Source organism: Limosilactobacillus sp. DJ3M12 (assembly GCF_947381695.1).
GTDB classification, from domain to species: Bacteria; Bacillota; Bacilli; order Lactobacillales; family Lactobacillaceae; genus Limosilactobacillus; species Limosilactobacillus kinnaridis.
Genome location: NZ_CANCWY010000068.1, coordinates 1 through 407, shown reverse-complemented (window position 1 = coordinate 407; position 407 = coordinate 1). Strand labels below are relative to the sequence as shown.

The 407-nt window shown below is 48.4% G+C and carries 1 protein-coding gene; it reads left to right on the top strand.

Annotation, left to right across the window (positions count from 1 at the left end; translation table 11 throughout):
- Positions 1-407 (top strand): IS30 family transposase (locus QOS06_RS10740; protein WP_283596065.1); only part of this gene is annotated, 407 nt, incomplete at both ends.

The following is a 407-nucleotide window of genomic DNA, read 5'->3' as shown; positions in this document are numbered from 1 at the left end:
CTGAATTTGGGCACCTTGAAGCTGATACCGTCCAAGGCAAAAAGCACCAAGGGGCGGTAATGACCCTGACCGAACGCCAATCGAAGGTCGAAATTGTACTCAATGTGCACGAAAAGACGGCTGATGCGATTAACCAACACTTAAGTCAGTGGCTTCGGAAATTCCCGCGGCACTTCTTCAAATCGATTACCTTTGACAACGGAAAAGAATTCGCCGGCTGGCGCGAGATTGCCAATCAATTTGACCTTCACACTTACTTTGCCGAGGTTGGTGCTCCCAATCAACGAGGGCTGAACGAAAACAACAACGGTCTTTTACGCCGGGATGGCTTAACGAAACAGCTAGATTTCCGCAATCTTCCTGATGAATTGGTAACCCAACTGATGAGTAAGCGAAATAACCTGCCC